At 50.9% G+C, this 17,773-nt stretch carries 14 protein-coding genes, 3 tRNA genes and 4 rRNA genes; 13 read left to right on the forward strand and 8 right to left on the reverse strand.

Annotated features, from left to right (window positions below; translation table 11 throughout):
- Positions 1-39: 39 nt before the first annotated feature.
- Genes trkA through def form a run of 4 tightly spaced genes read right to left on the reverse strand, consistent with a single transcriptional unit; the run spans position 40 to position 4,250 of the window.
- Entirely contained in the window at positions 40-1,416 is a 1,377-nt protein-coding gene (gene trkA, locus GUC46_RS02060; RefSeq protein ID WP_003031153.1) for a Trk system potassium transporter TrkA, read from the reverse strand.
- Positions 1,417-1,437: 21 nt separating this feature from the next.
- Positions 1,438-2,727 carry a 16S rRNA (cytosine(967)-C(5))-methyltransferase RsmB gene (gene rsmB / locus GUC46_RS02065; protein ID WP_130715236.1) on the reverse strand — a complete coding sequence of 430 codons (1,290 nt, stop codon included), beginning with the start codon at positions 2,725-2,727 and terminating at the stop codon, positions 1,438-1,440.
- A 51-nt stretch (positions 2,728-2,778) separates the two neighbouring features.
- Complete coding sequence (gene fmt, locus GUC46_RS02070; protein WP_003845229.1) at positions 2,779-3,726, reverse strand: methionyl-tRNA formyltransferase; 948 nt, start codon at positions 3,724-3,726, stop codon at positions 2,779-2,781.
- A 14-nt stretch (positions 3,727-3,740) separates the two neighbouring features.
- On the reverse strand, positions 3,741-4,250 hold the full coding sequence (gene def / locus GUC46_RS02075; protein ID WP_003031159.1) for a peptide deformylase: 510 nt from the start codon (positions 4,248-4,250) through the stop codon (positions 3,741-3,743).
- Between the two features lie 129 nt (positions 4,251-4,379).
- Here def and dprA point away from each other — a divergent pair, with 129 nt between their 5' ends.
- From dprA to GUC46_RS02105, 6 genes are read left to right on the forward strand one after another with little or no spacing between them, the layout of a single operon-like run.
- A complete protein-coding gene (gene dprA / locus GUC46_RS02080) occupies positions 4,380-5,504 on the forward strand; it encodes a DNA-protecting protein DprA (RefSeq protein ID WP_121540497.1) in 1,125 nt (374 codons plus the stop codon).
- Positions 5,476-5,949 carry a DUF494 family protein Smg gene (gene smg, locus GUC46_RS02085; RefSeq protein WP_003031162.1) on the forward strand — a complete coding sequence of 158 codons (474 nt, stop codon included), beginning with the start codon at positions 5,476-5,478 and terminating at the stop codon, positions 5,947-5,949. Before dprA ends, smg begins: the two co-directional genes overlap by 29 nt.
- Before the next feature lie 26 nt (positions 5,950-5,975).
- Positions 5,976-6,518: a type I DNA topoisomerase gene (locus GUC46_RS02090; protein WP_003842156.1), complete on the forward strand. Its 543-nt coding sequence runs from the start codon at positions 5,976-5,978 to the stop codon at positions 6,516-6,518.
- A 4-nt stretch (positions 6,519-6,522) separates the two neighbouring features.
- Positions 6,523-7,095: an L-threonylcarbamoyladenylate synthase type 1 TsaC gene (gene tsaC / locus GUC46_RS02095; RefSeq protein WP_003031166.1), complete on the forward strand. Its 573-nt coding sequence runs from the start codon at positions 6,523-6,525 to the stop codon at positions 7,093-7,095.
- Position 7,096: 1 nt separating this feature from the next.
- Positions 7,097-7,918 carry a shikimate dehydrogenase gene (gene aroE / locus GUC46_RS02100; protein ID WP_003842160.1) on the forward strand — a complete coding sequence of 274 codons (822 nt, stop codon included), beginning with the start codon at positions 7,097-7,099 and terminating at the stop codon, positions 7,916-7,918.
- Positions 7,915-8,172, forward strand: coding sequence for a DUF1488 domain-containing protein (locus GUC46_RS02105; RefSeq protein ID WP_044702712.1), 258 nt, complete (start codon positions 7,915-7,917; stop codon positions 8,170-8,172). The genes aroE and GUC46_RS02105 overlap by 4 nt, the downstream gene beginning before the upstream one ends.
- On the opposite strand, the gene GUC46_RS02110 is transcribed toward GUC46_RS02105, so the two are convergent.
- The gene (locus tag GUC46_RS02110) at positions 8,148-8,702 is read right to left on the reverse strand and encodes a gamma carbonic anhydrase family protein (RefSeq protein ID WP_003031171.1); all 555 of its coding nucleotides are present in this window, start codon (positions 8,700-8,702) and stop codon (positions 8,148-8,150) included. The genes GUC46_RS02105 and GUC46_RS02110 overlap by 25 nt on opposite strands.
- 471 nt (positions 8,703-9,173) lie before the next feature.
- Between GUC46_RS02110 and GUC46_RS02115 the strand changes: the two genes are divergently transcribed.
- The 7 genes from GUC46_RS02115 to rrf (GUC46_RS02145) all read left to right on the forward strand — a co-directional run bounded on the left by GUC46_RS02115 (position 9,174) and on the right by rrf (GUC46_RS02145) (position 14,613).
- Positions 9,174-10,715, forward strand: a 16S ribosomal RNA gene (locus GUC46_RS02115).
- Between the two features lie 72 nt (positions 10,716-10,787).
- Positions 10,788-10,864, forward strand: a tRNA-Ile gene (locus GUC46_RS02120).
- 108 nt (positions 10,865-10,972) lie between these two features.
- Positions 10,973-11,048: transfer RNA gene (locus GUC46_RS02125), tRNA-Ala, on the forward strand.
- A gap of 208 nt (positions 11,049-11,256) precedes the next feature.
- A 23S ribosomal RNA gene (locus GUC46_RS02130) occupies positions 11,257-14,163 on the forward strand.
- Positions 14,164-14,253: 90 nt separating this feature from the next.
- Positions 14,254-14,369 (forward strand): 5S ribosomal RNA (gene rrf, locus GUC46_RS02135).
- A 14-nt stretch (positions 14,370-14,383) separates the two neighbouring features.
- A tRNA-Thr gene (locus tag GUC46_RS02140) sits at positions 14,384-14,459 on the forward strand.
- Positions 14,460-14,497: 38 nt separating this feature from the next.
- Positions 14,498-14,613, forward strand: a 5S ribosomal RNA gene (rrf, locus tag GUC46_RS02145).
- Together the 16S, 23S and 5S rRNA genes with 3 tRNA genes alongside form the textbook arrangement of a ribosomal RNA operon.
- Before the next feature lie 88 nt (positions 14,614-14,701).
- Here rrf (GUC46_RS02145) and GUC46_RS02150 read toward each other — a convergent pair.
- Genes GUC46_RS02150 through GUC46_RS02160 form a run of 3 tightly spaced genes read right to left on the reverse strand, consistent with a single transcriptional unit; the run spans position 14,702 to position 17,762 of the window.
- Positions 14,702-15,460 (reverse strand): amino acid ABC transporter ATP-binding protein, encoded by a 759-nt coding sequence (locus GUC46_RS02150; protein WP_003844799.1) that lies wholly within the window; start codon positions 15,458-15,460, stop codon positions 14,702-14,704.
- Positions 15,461-15,467: 7 nt separating this feature from the next.
- Positions 15,468-16,571, reverse strand: a complete 1,104-nt coding sequence (locus GUC46_RS02155; RefSeq protein WP_003025299.1) for an amino acid ABC transporter permease — start codon at positions 16,569-16,571, stop codon at positions 15,468-15,470.
- A 9-nt stretch (positions 16,572-16,580) separates the two neighbouring features.
- The gene (locus tag GUC46_RS02160) at positions 16,581-17,762 is read right to left on the reverse strand and encodes an amino acid ABC transporter permease (RefSeq protein ID WP_003844801.1); all 1,182 of its coding nucleotides are present in this window, start codon (positions 17,760-17,762) and stop codon (positions 16,581-16,583) included.
- Positions 17,763-17,773: the final 11 nt, after the last annotated feature.

Consider the following 17,773-nt stretch of genomic DNA (forward strand, 5'->3'; position numbering starts at 1 on the left):
AAGGGAAATAAAAAGGGCGCTGTATTAGCGCCCAAATTATTACAGGAAGAAAGGACTTGGCTGGAATAGTCTCTCGACGTCGGTAATAAACTTTTTATCTGTCAGGAACATAATTACGTGATCGCCCTGCTCAATGCGCAGGTTATCGTTGGCAATCATCACATCATTACCACGCACAACGGCGCCAATAATGGTTCCAGGGGGAAGTTTAATTTCATCAATTGAACGCCCCACAACCCGAGATGTTGTTTCATCCCCGTGTGCGACGGCTTCAATGGCTTCCGCGACGCCACGGCGTAGTGAAGAAACGCCGACAATGTCAGCTTTACGTACGTGACTGAGCAACGCGGAGATGGTCGCCTGCTGCGGTGAAATAGCAATATCGATCACGCTACCTTGCACCAGATCGACGTATGCTCTGCGTTGGATTAACACCATCACTTTCTTGGCACCCATCCGTTTGGCAAGCATCGCCGACATGATATTCGCTTCATCATCGTTGGTCACTGCGATGAACAGATCTACCTGATCGATATGTTCTTCGGCCAGTAACTCTTGATCCGAAGCATCACCAAAAAAGACGATCGTATTTTGCAGTTTCTCTGCAAGTTCGGATGCTCGCTGTTGATTACGTTCGATCAGTTTGACGCTGTAATCTTTTTCCAGACGACGAGCAAGACCCGCTCCGATATTACCGCCGCCTACTAACATAATGCGTTTGTACGGTTTTTCCAGACGTTGCAGTTCACTCATTACGGCGCGAATATGCTGTGATGCCGCAATAAAGAAGACTTCATCACCCGCTTCAACGATCGTAGAACCTTGTGGACGGATTGGTCGATCATGACGGAAAATCGCCGCAACACGGGTATCGATGTGCGGCATATGTTCACGCATTGTTGACAGCGCATTACCGATAAGCGGCCCGCCGTAATAGGCTTTTACTACTGCCAGACTGACTTTACCTTCGGCAAAATTCACCACCTGCAATGCACCCGGATATTCAATCAGTCGATAAATGCTATCGATAACCAGTTGCTCCGGCGCAATCAGGTGATCGATAGGTACCGCATCGGATTGGAATAGCTTGTCCGCATCACGAACATAATCCGGTGAACGAATACGGGCGATGCGATTAGGCGTATTAAATAGTGAATAAGCTACCTGGCAGGCAACCATATTTGTTTCATCTGAGCTGGTTACGGCAACCAGCATATCGGCATCGTCGGCCCCAGCTTCACGCAGTACGCGAGGATGTGAACCGTGCCCTTGCACGACGCGGAGATCAAACTTGTCCTGCAGGCTGCGCAGACGTTCACCATTGGTATCGACTACCGTGATATCGTTGTTCTCTCCGACCAGGTTTTCAGCCAGCGTACCGCCAACTTGCCCTGCGCCCAGAATGATAATTTTCATCAGTCGCGACCCGTTATCCCATCACTTTTTGATTAGCTTAGCGTAAAAGAAGCCATCGCCATCTTCCGCACCCGGTAAATTCTGACGTCCGGGTTTTTCCGGCGTACCGGTTTCGCTTAATACCGCATCCGGCGTGCGTGCCAGGAAGGCAGTAATTTGCTGCTGGTTTTCTTCTGGCAGGATAGAGCACGTTGCATAAACCAGCGTGCCGCCAGGTTTAAGATGTAACCAGGTTGCATTCAGGATCTCGGCCTGCAGCTGCGCAAGTTCGGCAATATCCCGGTCGCGACGCAGCCATTTGATGTCTGGATGGCGACGAATAACGCCGGTGGCAGAACACGGAGCATCCAGCAAAATACGGTCAAACTGTTGTTCGCCACACCATTGTTGTGGATATCGACCATCACCCTGTTTTACGGTTGCCTTCATGCCCAGACGTTTCAGATTGTCGTAAACGCGCGATAAGCGTTTTTCATCCACATCGACGGCCATGACGTTAGCTTGCGGAGCAACTTCCAGAATGTGCGTCGTTTTACCGCCCGGCGCGCAGCATAGGTCGAGAATCTGCTCGCCATCTTTCGGCAGTAGATATTTAACGCACCCCTGAGCAGAAGCATCCTGAACGGTGGCCCAACCTTCGTCAAAACCAGGGAGGGCGTGAACTGGAGCCGGTGTTTCCAGACGCACTGCATCCGGGTAGTCTGGATGCGGGAAACCGGTTAATCCCGCTGCGGTAAGCAGGTCTATCCAGGCGTCGCGAGTATGGTGATTACGATTGACGCGTAGCCACATCGGCGGTCGCTGGTTATTGGCTTCAAGAATAGCTTCCCACTGCTGCGGATACGCACTCTTAATACGTTTCACCAGCCAGGAGGGGTGTAAGAAGCGCAAATCGCTTTGCGCAAACTCGGCCAGCAGTTCATCCTGACGGCGTTGAAACTGGCGCAACACGCCGTTGATCAGCCCTTTCAGTTGCGGACGCTTAATGGCAACCGCACCTTCTACTGTCTCAGCCAGCGCGGCGTGTGCTGGAATACGAGTATGCAGAAGTTGGTAGAAGCCCACCATGATCAGGTAGTGAACGGTGCGTTGTTTGCCCGTCATTGGACGTTCCATGAGTTGCTGGATCATCCATTCCAGTTGAGAGAGTGTACGCAATACGCCGAAGCAAAGTTCCTGCAACAGCGCTTTGTCTTTATCAGCAACTTTTTGCTGCATGGCGGGCAGCACGTTGCTTAATGACTGTCCTTTTTCGACAACCTGTTCGACGGCCTGGGCCGCCATACTGCGTAAATTAAGATGTTTTTTCATAAGCGCAAAAATAAAAATGCCCGGAAACACCGGGCTTAAAGAGATGAACCGTCAGACCAGACGGTTACCGGGTACAAACCATTCCCGGCGTGAATTAAGCAGATCCTGCGCGCTCATGGCTTTTTTACCGGCAGGCTGCAAAGAGACGAGATTCAGGATGCCGTCGCCCGTTGCGACCTGAATACCCTGCTTTGTTGCCTCCAGAATGGTGCCTGGCGCAGCCTGGGTGTTTTCCGCAATAACCGAAGCTTGCCAGACTTTCACTGGTTGACCGTCGATTTCAAGCCAGCTCATTGGCCATGGGTTAAAGGCGCGGATGCAGCGTTCCAATTGAACAGCTGAAAGCGACCAGTCGATACGGGCCTCTTCTTTGCTGAGTTTTTCTGCATGCGTAACCAGTGATTCATCTTGTACCACCGGGTTTATTGTGCCGGCAGCCAGCTGTTTTAGCGTTTCAATCAGCCCCTGCGGCCCCAAATCTGCCAGCTTATCGTATAACGAACCGCTGGTATCTTCTGCCGTAATCGGGCAAGACAGCTTAAGCAGCATATCTCCGGTGTCGAGGCCAACATCCATCTGCATGATGGTTACACCTGTTTCGGTGTCACCTGCCCACAGTGAGCGCTGGATCGGTGCTGCACCACGCCAGCGTGGAAGCAGGGAGCCGTGAACGTTGATACAACCCAGACGCGGCATTTCCAGTACGGCTTTTGGCAGAATCAGGCCATATGCCACCACCACCATCACGTCTGCGCGTAAATCAGCAACCAGCTGCTGGTTTTCCTGAGGGCGAAGAGAGACAGGTTGGAAAACCGGTATCCCTTTTTCTTCCGCCAGCACTTTGACCGGGCTGGGCATCAGCTTTTTACCGCGTCCCGCCGGGCGGTCCGGTTGGGTAAACACGCCAACGACGTTGTGTCCAGAAGACAACAGCGCGTCGAGATGACGCGCTGCAAAGTCAGGTGTACCCGCAAAAATAATACGTAGTGAGTCTGACACGTTGATTCTTGTCCTTAAGCTCGGGCGTTCAGGCGGTCGAGTTTTTCAACTTTCTGACGAATACGTTGTTGCTTCAACGGAGACAGATAATCGATAAACAGTTTACCGACCAGGTGATCCATTTCATGTTGAATGCAGATAGCCAGTAGGCCATCGGCTTCCAGTTCAAAAGATTTGCCGTTGCGATCGAGCGCACGAATTTTTACTTTCTCTGCGCGTGGTACTAACGCACGCTGTTCAGGAATAGACAGGCAGCCTTCTTCAATGCCGGTTTCGCCGTCTTTTTCCAGCAGCTCTGGGTTAATGAGTACCAACTGCTCGTCGCGGTTTTCAGAGACATCAATAACGATGATGCGCTGATGAATATCAACCTGTGTTGCTGCCAGACCGATACCTTCTTCGGCATACATCGTTTCGAACATATCATCAACGATGCGCTGAATTTCTGCATTCACTTCTTCGACCGGTTTTGCGACTTTGCGAAGGCGCTCGTCCGGAATATGTAACACTTGCAAAACTGACATAGTTATCCAGAGTTGTGTTCAGGAGTTGAAAAGATTATTACCTCTATTCTAGACAAAACCCCCTCTGATTGACAGCATCAGTGACCAATCGCAAAGATTGCCAGGACTGCTTGTGGCAGGGGGACAAGGATGACCCAAATCGAAATTTGGCTACGTTTAGCGCAAGTGAATGAACTGTATGGTGATGAGATGGTGCGCATTGCCCACTGGCTCAATACTCAACCGTTGATTAGCAACGCGGTACTCCTGCAGGCAGGATTCTCTCCCCGCCAGGCCACACGGTTTTTAACCTTTTCACAGCAGACGCTGGAAAAAACGTTGCGCTGGCTTGAACATCCGAACCACCATTTTGTGGTTGCAGACAGTGAGCATTATCCGCGACAGCTCCGTGCGATTGAGGATTATCCTGGGGTGCTTTTTGTCGCAGGAAATCCCGCATGTCTTCGCTCGTTCCAGGTGGCCGTTGTCGGCAGCAGACAGCACTCCTGGTATGGCGAACGCTGGGGGCGATTGTTTTGTGAAAAGCTTGCAGCATGTGGTGTGACGATCACCAGCGGTCTGGCCCGGGGAATTGATGGCGTGGCACACAGTGCTGCGATAAACCGACAAGGCACAAGTATTGCGGTGCTGGGAAATGGACTTGAGACCATTCACCCACGACAGCATATCCGTCTTGCTCAGCGACTGATTGAGGCAGGTGGTGCACTGGTGTCTGAGTTCCCATTAGATACGCTCCCTTTGCCACGCAATTTTCCCCGACGAAATCGCATTATCAGTGGTCTAAGTAAAGGTGTACTGGTCGTCGAAGCTGCACAGCGTAGCGGGTCACTGGTTACTGCTCGCTGTGCACTGGAACAAGGGCGGGAGGTGTTTGCTTTACCAGGGCCGATTGGGAGCCCGGGAAGTGAAGGCCCGCATTGGCTAATTCAGCAGGGAGCCATGCTTGTGACGACACCAGAGGAAATTCTTGAAAATTTGCAATATGGGCTGCAATGGTTGCCAGATGAACCTGAAAAATCAATTTATTCGCCAGATCACGAAGAGGTGGCATTGCCATTTCCGGAGCTCCTGGCTAACGTAGGAGATGAGGTAACACCTGTTGACGTCGTCGCTGAACGTGCCGGCCAACCTGTGCCAGAGGTAGTGGCTCAACTGCTCGAACTGGAGTTAGCAGGGTGGATCGCAGCTGTACCCGGCGGCTATGTCCGATTGAGGAGGGCATGCCATGTTCGACGTACTAATGTATTTGTTTGAGACATATATCCATAACGAAGCTGAGCTGCGTGTGGATCAGGACAAACTGGAACGGGATCTTACCGACGCTGGTTTTGATCGTGAAGACATTTACAACGCGTTACTTTGGCTGGAAAAGCTTGCTGACTATCAGGATGGCCTTGCTGAACCTATGCAACTGGCATCTGACCCTCTTTCTATACGTATTTATACTGCGGAAGAGTGCGATCGACTGGATGCAAGCTGTAGAGGATTCCTGCTATTCCTGGAGCAGATTCAGGTGCTAAACCTCGAAACGCGAGAAATGGTCATTGAGCGTGTACTCGCTCTGGATACGGCAGAGTTCGATCTGGAAGACCTGAAGTGGGTAATCCTGATGGTGCTATTCAACATTCCAGGTTGTGAAAATGCCTATCAGCAAATGGAAGAATTACTCTTTGAAGTGAATGAAGGTATGCTGCATTAATCAATCTTCATTCAGTATGAGTTGTTATGGCTAAATCAGCACTGTTCACGGTGCGTAAAAATGAGCCCTGCCCACAATGCGGGGCTGAATTGGTTATTCGTTCCGGGAAACACGGTCCGTTTCTCGGTTGTTCACACTATCCAGAATGCGATTACATCCGTCCGCTGAAATCTTCCGCGGACGGACATATTGTCAAAGTTCTGGAGGGTAAGCTTTGTCCTGCATGTGGCGCTGAGCTGGTGCTGAGACAGGGACGATTCGGTATGTTCATTGGATGCAGTGACTATCCTGCGTGCGATCACACCGAGCTCATCGACAAGCCTGATGAAACAGCAATAGTCTGTCCTCAATGCCAGACTGGTCATCTTGTCCAGCGGCGTTCCCGTTATGGCAAAACCTTCTACTCCTGCGATCGCTATCCGGAGTGCCAGTTTGTCATTAACTTCAAACCGTTATCCGGAGAATGTCCTGAGTGTCATTATCCGCTTCTCATCGAAAAGAAAACCGCACAGGGTGTGAAGCATTTCTGTGCCAGTAAACAATGTGGAAAGCCGATTTCGGCGGAATAAAAAAGTGAATAATAACCTGCCCACAGACGCTATTGCTGCGGCGATAGCGGTTCTGAAACAAGAAAAAGTCATCGCCTATCCAACTGAAGCTGTTTTCGGTGTCGGTTGCGATCCCGACAGCGAAACGGCTGTTACCCGTCTGTTAGAGTTAAAACAACGCCCAGTCGATAAAGGTTTAATTTTGATTGCGGCAAGCTTTGACCAGCTTAAACCCTATATCGACGATAGCATGCTCACCGAGGCCCAACGTGAGGCTGTGTTCGCCCGCTGGCCTGGGCCTGTTACTTTCGTTTTCCCGGCGCCCGCGACTACGCCTCGTTGGTTGACCGGTCGTTTTGACTCGCTGGCCGTGCGTGTCACCGATCATCCGCTGGTGGTTGCATTGTGCCAGGCTTATGGCAAACCATTAGTCTCTACCAGTGCTAATCTGAGTGGCTTACCGCCTTGCAGAACGGTTGAGGAAGTCCGTGCGCAGTTTGGTACAGACTTTCCTGTGGTTGAGGGGGAGACCGGAGGCCGTTTGAATCCTTCGGAGATCCGTGATGCTCTGACGGGTGAACAGTTTCGACAGGGGTAATATGAAAGAAGCCTATGCTGTTTTTGGTAATCCGATAGCGCACAGTAAATCGCCCTTTATTCATCAGCAATTTGCAGAGCAGTTGAAGATTGATCATTCCTATGGGCGTGTACTGGCGCCCATCAATGATTTTGTGAATACGCTGAACGCTTTTTTTGCTGAGGGTGGGAAGGGGGCAAATGTCACTGTGCCTTTTAAAGAAGAGGCGTTTGCACGTGCTGATGAACTAACGGAGCGGGCATCGCTTGCTGGAGCGGTCAACACCCTTAAACGGCTGGAGGATGGGCGTTTACTGGGAGACAACACGGATGGTATCGGCTTATTAAGCGATCTTGAGCGTTTATCTTTCATTCATCCCGGATCGCGAGTTCTGCTGATTGGTGCGGGTGGTGCATCCCGTGGAGTTTTATTACCTCTTCTTTCTATGGATTGTGCGGTGACTATTGTTAACCGTACCGCTTCGCGCGCTGAAGAACTGGCACAAATCTTCTCCCACACCGGCAGCGTGCAGGCGGTGGGAATGGACGATCTTGAAAATTGCAGTTTTGATTTGATCATCAATGCCACATCCAGCGGAATGAGCGGTGAGATACCAGCTATTCCAGCATCTCTTATCCACCCTTCGGTCTATTGTTATGACATGTTTTATCAGAAAGGGAACACACCGTTTCTTTCCTGGTGTGTTTCGCATGGGGCGAAACATTATGCCGATGGCCTGGGGATGCTGGTGGGGCAGGCTGCGCATGCAGTTTTACTTTGGCATGGCGTTTTGCCACAGGTGGAGCCTGTCATAAAAAGCATGCAACAGGAATTGTCGGCATGAATCAGGCGATCCAGTTTCCCGATCGGGAAGAATGGTGCACGGATGTTAACGCCGTTGTGTTTCCAGCGATGGTTCATGGTATGCAGTTAACATGTGCCATATCTGGAGAGATTATGGCGTCCCGCTTTGGCGGCGACACGCCTGAGCAGTGGTTGGAAATATTTCAACAGCATCGCTGGGATCTGGAAGAAGAAGCTGAAGCATTGATCCAGGCCCAGCAGGAAGATGCTCAAGGTTGGGTGTGGTTACTCTGACTTAAATACTCGTCTTTCCACTTAACATAGTTGTTAGCTGAATATTGTAAGCCTGCTTTCTCTTCATCGCTTAATGGACGGATTTGCTTAACCGGGCTTCCCAGGTACAGATATCCGCTTTCCAGGCGCTTGTTTTGTGGAACCAGGCTACCAGCCCCAATCATAACGTCGTCTTCTACGACTACGCCATCCAGCAGAATCGATCCCATGCCGACTAATACACGGTTGCCAATGATACAGCCGTGTAGCATGACTTTATGACCAACCGTAACGTCCTCACCCACGATCAGTGGATTACCCTGCGGATTAGACGTGGATTTATGCGTGACATGGAGAACGCTGCCGTCCTGGATGTTTGTACGGGCACCAATTTGTACATAGTTAACGTCGCCACGAATGGCAACCAGTGGCCAAATTCCGACATCATCAGCTAAACGAGCATCACCAATGACGACACTACTGGTGTCGATCATCACGCGATTTCCGATCTGTGGGAAAAGATCCTTATAAGGACGCAGTACATCAGACATGTTTACCTCAACGAAAATAGAGCAGTAATGAAGACTTTGGTTGGATTATTGAGACTGTGCAAGTGGTTTAGCTATCAAAAATCAGTCAAATTGCGCAGGAATGTAGCGAAAGGAGTGAAAAACAAGCATTCAGAAAAAAAGATCCAAAAAATACTTGTGCTAAAAAATGGGATCCCTATAATGCGCCTCCATCGACACGGCGGATGTGAATCACTTCACGCAAACAGCCGGTTCGGTTAAAGAGAAAAACCTGAAAATGAGGGTTGACTCTGAAAGAGGAAAGCGTAATATACGCCACCTCGCGACAGAGCGCTAAAGCGCGTCGCAACTGCTCTTTAACAATTTATCAGACAATCTGTGTGGGCACTCGAAGATACGGATTCTTAACGTCGCAAGACGAAAAATGAATACCAAGTCTCTGAGTGAACATACGTAATTCATTACGAAGTTTAATTCACGAGCATCAAACTTAAATTGAAGAGTTTGATCATGGCTCAGATTGAACGCTGGCGGCAGGCCTAACACATGCAAGTCGAACGGTAGCACAGAGGAGCTTGCTCCTTGGGTGACGAGTGGCGGACGGGTGAGTAATGTCTGGGAAACTGCCCGATGGAGGGGGATAACTACTGGAAACGGTAGCTAATACCGCATAACGTCGCAAGACCAAAGAGGGGGACCTTCGGGCCTCTTGCCATCGGATGTGCCCAGATGGGATTAGCTAGTAGGTGGGGTAACGGCTCACCTAGGCGACGATCCCTAGCTGGTCTGAGAGGATGACCAGCCACACTGGAACTGAGACACGGTCCAGACTCCTACGGGAGGCAGCAGTGGGGAATATTGCACAATGGGCGCAAGCCTGATGCAGCCATGCCGCGTGTATGAAGAAGGCCTTCGGGTTGTAAAGTACTTTCAGCGAGGAGGAAGGCGTTGTGGTTAATAACCGCAACGATTGACGTTACTCGCAGAAGAAGCACCGGCTAACTCCGTGCCAGCAGCCGCGGTAATACGGAGGGTGCAAGCGTTAATCGGAATTACTGGGCGTAAAGCGCACGCAGGCGGTCTGTCAAGTCGGATGTGAAATCCCCGGGCTCAACCTGGGAACTGCATCCGAAACTGGCAGGCTAGAGTCTTGTAGAGGGGGGTAGAATTCCAGGTGTAGCGGTGAAATGCGTAGAGATCTGGAGGAATACCGGTGGCGAAGGCGGCCCCCTGGACAAAGACTGACGCTCAGGTGCGAAAGCGTGGGGAGCAAACAGGATTAGATACCCTGGTAGTCCACGCCGTAAACGATGTCGACTTGGAGGTTGTGCCCTTGAGGCGTGGCTTCCGGAGCTAACGCGTTAAGTCGACCGCCTGGGGAGTACGGCCGCAAGGTTAAAACTCAAATGAATTGACGGGGGCCCGCACAAGCGGTGGAGCATGTGGTTTAATTCGATGCAACGCGAAGAACCTTACCTACTCTTGACATCCAGAGAACTTAGCAGAGATGCTTTGGTGCCTTCGGGAACTCTGAGACAGGTGCTGCATGGCTGTCGTCAGCTCGTGTTGTGAAATGTTGGGTTAAGTCCCGCAACGAGCGCAACCCTTATCCTTTGTTGCCAGCGATTCGGTCGGGAACTCAAAGGAGACTGCCAGTGATAAACTGGAGGAAGGTGGGGATGACGTCAAGTCATCATGGCCCTTACGAGTAGGGCTACACACGTGCTACAATGGCATATACAAAGAGAAGCGACCTCGCGAGAGCAAGCGGACCTCATAAAGTATGTCGTAGTCCGGATTGGAGTCTGCAACTCGACTCCATGAAGTCGGAATCGCTAGTAATCGTGGATCAGAATGCCACGGTGAATACGTTCCCGGGCCTTGTACACACCGCCCGTCACACCATGGGAGTGGGTTGCAAAAGAAGTAGGTAGCTTAACCTTCGGGAGGGCGCTTACCACTTTGTGATTCATGACTGGGGTGAAGTCGTAACAAGGTAACCGTAGGGGAACCTGCGGTTGGATCACCTCCTTACCTTAAAGAACCGACCTTTGTAGTGCTCACACAGATTGTCTGATGAAAAATTAGCAGTAAGAAAATCTCTGCAGGCTTGTAGCTCAGGTGGTTAGAGCGCACCCCTGATAAGGGTGAGGTCGGTGGTTCAAGTCCACTCAGGCCTACCAAATTCGCTTCCGTGCTGTGTTACGGCGATGCTCGCATACTTTAGTATGCTTCGCACCACCGCGCCTTGCTCGGAAACGAATTAGGGTACAGAGATTAGCATTTACGATGGGGTTATAGCTCAGCTGGGAGAGCGCCTGCCTTGCACGCAGGAGGTCTGCGGTTCGATCCCGCATAGCTCCACCATCTTTACTGCAAAAACACAAGAAAACTTCAGAGTGTACCTGAAAAGGTTCACTGCGAAGTTTTGCTCTTTAAAAATCTGGATCAAGCTGAAAATTGAAACGACACACTGTTTCATTTCTCCGTAATAAGAAATGAAAAATGGTGTGTTCGAGTCTCTCAAATTTTTGCAAGTCGATGATGAATCGAAAGAAACATCTTCGGGTTGTGAGGTTAAGCGACTAAGCGTACACGGTGGATGCCCTGGCAGTCAGAGGCGATGAAGGACGTGCTAATCTGCGATAAGCGTCGGTAAGGTGATATGAACCGTTATAACCGGCGATTTCCGAATGGGGAAACCCAGTGTGTTTCGACACACTATCATTACGTGAATACATAGCGTAATGAAGCGAACCGGGGGAACTGAAACATCTAAGTACCCCGAGGAAAAGAAATCAACCGAGATTCCCCCAGTAGCGGCGAGCGAACGGGGAGCAGCCCAGAGTCTGAATCAGCTTGTGTGTTAGTGGAACGGTCTGGAAAGTCCGACGGTACAGGGTGATAGTCCCGTACACCAAAATGCACAGGTTGTGAACTCGAAGAGTAGGGCGGGACACGTGGTATCCTGTCTGAATATGGGGGGACCATCCTCCAAGGCTAAATACTCCTGACTGACCGATAGTGAACCAGTACCGTGAGGGAAAGGCGAAAAGAACCCCGGCGAGGGGAGTGAAAAAGAACCTGAAACCGTGTACGTACAAGCAGTGGGAGCCTCTTTATGGGGTGACTGCGTACCTTTTGTATAATGGGTCAGCGACTTATATTCTGTAGCAAGGTTAACCGTATAGGGGAGCCGAAGGGAAACCGAGTCTTAACTGGGCGTTAAGTTGCAGGGTATAGACCCGAAACCCGGTGATCTAGCCATGGGCAGGTTGAAGGTTGGGTAACACTAACTGGAGGACCGAACCGACTAATGTTGAAAAATTAGCGGATGACTTGTGGCTGGGGGTGAAAGGCCAATCAAACCGGGAGATAGCTGGTTCTCCCCGAAAGCTATTTAGGTAGCGCCTCGTGAATTCATCTTCGGGGGTAGAGCACTGTTTCGGCTAGGGGGTCATCCCGACTTACCAACCCGATGCAAACTGCGAATACCGAAGAATGTTATCACGGGAGACACACGGCGGGTGCTAACGTCCGTCGTGAAGAGGGAAACAACCCAGACCGCCAGCTAAGGTCCCAAAGTCATGGTTAAGTGGGAAACGATGTGGGAAGGCACAGACAGCCAGGATGTTGGCTTAGAAGCAGCCATCATTTAAAGAAAGCGTAATAGCTCACTGGTCGAGTCGGCCTGCGCGGAAGATGTAACGGGGCTAAACCATGCACCGAAGCTGCGGCAGCGACACTATGTGTTGTTGGGTAGGGGAGCGTTCTGTAAGCCGTTGAAGGTGTGCTGTGAGGCATGCTGGAGGTATCAGAAGTGCGAATGCTGACATAAGTAACGATAATGCGGGTGAAAAACCCGCACGCCGGAAGACCAAGGGTTCCTGTCCAACGTTAATCGGGGCAGGGTGAGTCGACCCCTAAGGCGAGGCCGAAAGGCGTAGTCGATGGGAAACAGGTTAATATTCCTGTACTTGGTGTTACTGCGAAGGGGGGACGGAGAAGGCTATGTTAGCCGGGCGACGGTTGTCCCGGTTTAAGCATGTAGGCGGAGGTTCCAGGTAAATCCGGTACCTTTTTAACGCTGAGGTGTGATGACGAGGCACTACGGTGCTGAAGTAACAAATGCCCTGCTTCCAGGAAAAGCCTCTAAGCATCAGGTAACACGAAATCGTACCCCAAACCGACACAGGTGGTCAGGTAGAGAATACCAAGGCGCTTGAGAGAACTCGGGTGAAGGAACTAGGCAAAATGGTGCCGTAACTTCGGGAGAAGGCACGCTGATATGTAGGTGAAGCGGTTTACCCGTGGAGCTGAAATCAGTCGAAGATACCAGCTGGCTGCAACTGTTTATTAAAAACACAGCACTGTGCAAACACGAAAGTGGACGTATACGGTGTGACGCCTGCCCGGTGCCGGAAGGTTAATTGATGGGGTTATCCGTAAGGAGAAGCTCTTGATCGAAGCCCCGGTAAACGGCGGCCGTAACTATAACGGTCCTAAGGTAGCGAAATTCCTTGTCGGGTAAGTTCCGACCTGCACGAATGGCGTAATGATGGCCAGGCTGTCTCCACCCGAGACTCAGTGAAATTGAACTCGCTGTGAAGATGCAGTGTACCCGCGGCAAGACGGAAAGACCCCGTGAACCTTTACTATAGCTTGACACTGAACACTGGTCCTTGATGTGTAGGATAGGTGGGAGGCTTTGAAGTGTGGACGCCAGTCTGCATGGAGCCATCCTTGAAATACCACCCTTTAATGGCTGGTGTTCTAACGTGGACCCGTAATCCGGGTTGCGGACAGTGTCTGGTGGGTAGTTTGACTGGGGCGGTCTCCTCCTAAAGAGTAACGGAGGAGCACGAAGGTTAGCTAATCCTGGTCGGACATCAGGAGGTTAGTGCAAAGGCATAAGCTAGCTTGACTGCGAGAGTGACGGCTCGAGCAGGTGCGAAAGCAGGTCTTAGTGATCCGGTGGTTCTGAATGGAAGGGCCATCGCTCAACGGATAAAAGGTACTCCGGGGATAACAGGCTGATACCGCCCAAGAGTTCATATCGACGGCGGTGTTTGGCACCTCGATGTCGGCTCATCACATCCTGGGGCTGAAGTAGGTCCCAAGGGTATGGCTGTTCGCCATTTAAAGTGGTACGCGAGCTGGGTTTAGAACGTCGTGAGACAGTTCGGTCCCTATCTGCCGTGGGCGCTGGAGAATTGAGGGGGGCTGCTCCTAGTACGAGAGGACCGGAGTGGACGCATCACTGGTGTTCGGGTTGTCATGCCAATGGCATTGCCCGGTAGCTAAATGCGGAAGAGATAAGTGCTGAAAGCATCTAAGCACGAAACTTGCCCCGAGATGAGTTCTCCCTGAGACTATAAGTCTCCTGAAGGAACGTTAAAGACGATGACGTTGATAGGTCGGGTGTGTAAGTGTAGCGATACATTGAGCTAACCGATACTAATGAACCGTGAGGCTTAACCTTACAACGCCGAAGATGTTTTGGCGAAGAGACGACATTCAGCTTGATACAGATAACATTAACCGGCGAAAAGCGGGTTAATAACAGAATTTGCCTGGCGGCTGTAGCGCGGTGGTCCCACCTGACCCCATGCCGAACTCAGAAGTGAAACGCCGTAGCGCCGATGGTAGTGTGGGGTCTCCCCATGCGAGAGTAGGGAACTGCCAGGCATCAAATTTAGTGTGCTGATATGGCTCAGTTGGTAGAGCGCACCCTTGGTAAGGGTGAGGTCCCCAGTTCGACTCTGGGTATCAGCACCAGTTTTTCGGTTAAAGTTCGGCACTTAGAAAAGAATTTGTCTGGCGGCTGTAGCGCGGTGGTCCCACCTGACCCCATGCCGAACTCAGAAGTGAAACGCCGTAGCGCCGATGGTAGTGTGGGGTCTCCCCATGCGAGAGTAGGGAACTGCCAGACATCAAATAAAAGCGAAAGGCCATCCGAAAGGATGGCCTTTTTGCGTTTATACGCGGAAATAAGCCGGAACTGTATCCGGCATATGGCTTTAATGAATAACCTGCGATAAAAACGAACGAGTGCGTTCAGATTTGGGGTGAGCAAAAAACTCATCCGGTGGTGCCTGTTCCACAATCTCGCCAAGATCCATAAAGATCACCCGGTCAGCTACTGTGCGGGCAAAGCCCATTTCATGGGTTACACATAGCATGGTCATGCCCGATTGTGCCAGACCTATCATGGTATCCAGCACTTCTTTTACCATTTCAGGATCCAACGCTGATGTGGGTTCATCAAATAACATGATTTTGGGTTTCATACACAGCGAGCGTGCAATGGCCACGCGCTGTTGTTGTCCACCAGAGATTTGCCCGGGATATTTATGCGCATGTTCGGCAATGCGGACCCGCTCGAGGTAGTGCATTGCCAGTACTTCAGCCTCTTTTTTCGGCATCTTTTGCACCCAGATAGGCGCCAGTGTGCAGTTTTGTAGGACAGTTAAATGAGGAAAGAGATTAAAGTGCTGAAAGACCATGCCAACTTCTTGTCGGACGCGCTCAATATTGCGGATGTCTTCATTGAGTTCAATCCCATCCACCACAATGCGTCCTTGCTGATGCTCTTCCAGATGGTTAATACAGCGGATAGTTGTCGATTTACCCGAACCGGAAGGCCCGCATAATACGATGCGCTCTCCCTGTTTTACCTTCAGGTTGATGTTTTTCAGGACGTGAAACTGTCCGTACCATTTGTTGACGTTTTCCAGCGTAATCATCGCGTCGGTAGACGGCATTAATAATTGGCTCATAAATTCCTCAGTGCGGTGTACGCCCGGTGTTAAAACGTTTTTCCAGATGTTGGCTGTAACGCGACATACTGAAACAGAAGATCCAGTAAATCAGTGCAGCGAAAACATATCCTTCAGTCGACATACCCAGCCACGCAGGGTCCACAGTTGCTTGCTGCACGCTACTGAAGAGATCAAACAGACCGATGATAATGACCAAACTGGTATCCTTGAACAGGGCGATAATCGTGTTAACCAGGCCAGGGATAACCAGCTTGAGGGCTTGCGGAAGAATGACCAGCCCCTGAGTTTTCCAGTATCCTAACGCAAGTGATTCAGCGGCTTCATACTGACCTTTTGGTAAGGCTTGTAACCCTCCGCGAACCACTTCTGCGACATAGGCCGACTGGAAAAGAATAACGCCGACCAGGGCCCGGATAAGCTTGTCGATACTGGTTCCTTCGGACATAAACAGAGGAAGCATGACCGAGGACATAAACAGAACGGTAATCAACGGCACACCGCGCCAGAACTCAATGAAAATGACGGATAAAACCCGCACGACTGGCATATGGGAACGACGTCCCAGCGCCAGTAAAATGCCCCATGGAAGCGCGCCTGCAATCCCCACGGATGCGATAATTAGCGTCAGTGTTAATCCACCCCACTGCCGGGTTTCTACGCGCTCCAGCCCGAAAAAACCCCCGTACATCAGCCACCAAACCACCACTGGATAAACTACGGCCCAGACGGCGATATAGCGGCCACGATGCGGGATTGTTTTCAAGAACATGGGAACGATAGACAGCAAACCAATTATCAGGGCCAGATTTACACGCCAGCGCTGATCGTGGGGATAAAGTCCATACATGAATTGCCCAAAGCGTTCATGAATGAACACCCAGCAGGCTCCGGCTTTGGTGCAGTCTGCTCGGGTTGAACCGACCCAGTTGGCCTGAAAGAATACCCAGTTCAACAGTGGCGGAAGAAATGACCAAATCAGCCATATGCATAGTAGGGTGAGCAGGCTATTTGACCAACTGGAGAACAGGTTTTTACGCACCCAGAGTAGGCTGCGGCTTGCCGGATTACTGCGCTGGCGTGAGGGGTGAGACAGCAGGGCTTTTGTCATCATGGCTCCTTAGCGCTCAATCAGTGCAATACGGCGGTTATAAATATTCATCAGCAAAGAAATACTCAGACTAATGATCAGGTATACCGACATGGTGATGGCGATCGTTTCAATGGCTTGCCCTGTTTGATTGAGTACCGTGCCGGCAAACAGTGACACCATGTCCGGATAGCCAATGGCGGCCGCAAGAGAAGAGTTCTTGACGATATTCAGGTACTGGCTGGTCAGTGGGGGAATGATGACGCGTAGCGCCTGTGGGATGATTACCTGGCGTAGCGTCACCGGATTTGGCAGACCCAGCGAGCGTGCGGCTTCATGTTGGCCATAAGGAACGGCCTGAATTCCCGCCCGAATAATTTCTGCAATAAATGCCGAGGTGTACACCGAAAGCGCCAGAGTCAGTGCCGCCAGTTCGGGAATAAGCACCATACCGCCACGGAAGTTAAAACCACGAAGCGCGGGAATATCCCAGTGAAGCGCAGCGCCAAACATCCACTGTGAAATCACCGGTAAAAGTACGATCAACGCCAGAGCCGTGGGCCAGGTCCGACGTAGCTGGCCGGTTTTGGTCTGATGCATTCTGTTGAAGCGAAATAATCCGATGGTGACGACGATAGCGATAACGACAGCGGTGCAAAAGGCAAAAAAACCTTCTCCCATTTGTGGGGCCGGTATATAGAGCCCCCGGTTACTCAGGAACATCAAATCCAGTGCGTTAACAGCCTGGCGTGGGCCGGGCAGGTTACGTAATACAGCGAAATACCAGAAGAAGATCTGCAGCAGCGGCGGTATATTGCGGAACGTTTCGATGTAGATCGTCGAGAGTTTTCGCAATAACCAGTTATCTGACAGGCGTGCCAGTCCGAGAAAGAAACCGAGAATTGATGCGAAAACAATACACAATGCAGAAACTAATAGCGTATTGAGCAGGCCGACCACAAAGACACGACCATATGTATCGCCTTGCTCGTAATCAATCAGATGCTGGACAATACCAAATCCGGCACTGCGATCGAGAAAAGAAAACCCCGAGGTAATACCGCTATTGTTCAGGTTATTTATCGTGTTATGAATGAGATAGACCGCAATGCTGATAACCGCAATGACGGCGAGTATTTGAAATAACCAGGCGCGGACCGCAGGGTTAGAAAAGGATAACGATCCTTTTACGGTTGAGCGGCGATGGAACATAAGAAAACCTC

Source organism: Citrobacter sp. LUTT5, assembly GCF_009905315.1.
Taxonomy (GTDB): Bacteria; Pseudomonadota; Gammaproteobacteria; order Enterobacterales; family Enterobacteriaceae; genus Citrobacter; species Citrobacter freundii.